The sequence below is a fragment of the Lentzea kentuckyensis genome, assembly GCF_002150765.1.
In the GTDB taxonomy this organism is placed as follows: Bacteria; Actinomycetota; Actinomycetes; order Mycobacteriales; family Pseudonocardiaceae; genus Lentzea; species Lentzea kentuckyensis.
Genome location: NZ_MUYM01000183.1, coordinates 1 through 1,701, shown reverse-complemented (window position 1 = coordinate 1,701; position 1,701 = coordinate 1). Strand labels below are relative to the sequence as shown.

The window sequence follows — 1,701 nt, the reverse complement described above, 5'->3', positions numbered from 1 at the left end:
GACGAACCGACCGCGCACCTCGACCCGGTGACAAGTCGCAAAGTCGACAAAGCGATCAAGAGAGCTAGCGCCACCGCCGCTGTCGTCCTCGCCTCGCACCGCGAGAAGGAGGCGACGGAGGAGGAGACGTTCGCCAGGGTCGTCACCGAGGAGACGCAGCCGGAACGCCCGAAGCGCCTGCCGATCCCGTGGAAGGGCGCCGGGCTGGGCGTGCTGGCGGCCGTGGCGGGCATCGCGCTGACCGCGCTGGCCGCCCACCTGATCGCCCGCGCGGCCGAGATGCCGCCGATCCTGACCCTGTCGGTGCTGGTCGTGGGCGTGCGGACGTTCGCGTTGAGCAAGGGCGTGCTCCGGTACGTCGAGCGCCTGGTCACGCACCACGAGGCGTTCAAGCTCGCCACGAACCTGCGTGCGGAGCTATGGCTCAGGCTCGTGCGAACCCAACGACGCGATGGGCTTCAACGGCTGGTTGAGGACACGGACACCGTTCGCGACCTGGTGCCGCGAGTGCTCGTGCCGCCGGTCGTGGCCATCGGCGCGGGCATCGCGACCACGACCCTGTTCGCGTTCATCGACCCGGTTGCCGCCCTGGTGCTCGGCGGTCTGCTGCTCACGGCGGGGCTCGCCGCGCCGGCGGTCGCCGTCTGGACCGAGCGCCGGGCCAGCACGAAGCTCGCCAGGGGCCGGCGCAAGGTCGCCCGCGACACGATCAACGCACTCGCCGCCGCACCGGATCTGCTTGCGCACGACGCCCATCACCGTCTGCTCGCACAGCTGCACGCCGAGGACGTCGAACTGGCCGGGGAGACCCGCAAGCAAGCGTTTGGCACGGGCGCGGCCACCGCGATCGTGCTGCTCGCGACCGGTCTGGCTGCCCTCGTCTGCGCCACGACCGGCAACCCGGTGCTCGGCCTCGTCCCGCTCGCTCTGGCCGAACCACTGGCCGCACTGCCGCTCGCGGCCCAGCAGCGCAGGGCGCTCCAGGAGGCCAGCGCACGGCTCCAGTTCGACGCTGAAGAACGCCCGGAGACCCCGAGAGGCAAGCGGATCCGGCTGGAGAACGTCGACGTCCGCTGGCCAGGCGCGACCGAGCCGACCCTCACCGGCCTGCACCTCGACATCGAGCCCGGCACGCACGTCGCGATCGTCGGCCCGTCGGGCAGCGGCAAGTCGACGCTGTTCGCGCTGCTCCTGGGCTTCCTGCAGCCGGAGCGCGGCATCGTGGAGCTGCCGTCGGCGACCTGGTGCCCGCAGGAGCCGATGCTGGTCAGCACGACCGTGCGGGAGAACCTGCGGATGTCGGGGCCGCACGACGACGAGCGGCTGAAGGAAGCGCTGCGGCTGGCGTGCCTGCCGGAGTGGGTGGACCGGCTCGACACCGTGATCCGGCCCGACCAGGTGTCGGGCGGCGAGGCGCAACGGCTCGCGCTCGCCAGGGCGTTGCTGCACGACGCCGACGTGGTGCTGCTCGACGAACCCACCGCACACCTCGACGAACCGACCGCGCGCAAGCTGCTGGAGCAGCTCCGCGCCGACCGCAGGACGATCTTGCACATCACCCACCGGCCCGATGAGGCCGCGCGGGCAGACCTCGTGCTGAACCTCGGCGCGCCCGCATACCGTTGAGGACCATGGACCCCTCCCTGGCGCGGCGCGTGCTCGTCGCGTCCACCGAGATCACGTCGGCGGCGCTGGAAGACC

1 protein-coding gene is annotated in these 1,701 nt (G+C 71.9%); it reads left to right on the top strand.

From position 1 onward, the window contains the following. A partial coding sequence (gene cydC, locus B0F77_RS45510; RefSeq protein ID WP_086669277.1) for a thiol reductant ABC exporter subunit CydC occupies nt 1-1,626 on the top strand: 1,626 nt, incomplete at its 5' end. Between the last annotated feature and the right edge of the window lie 75 nt (nt 1,627-1,701).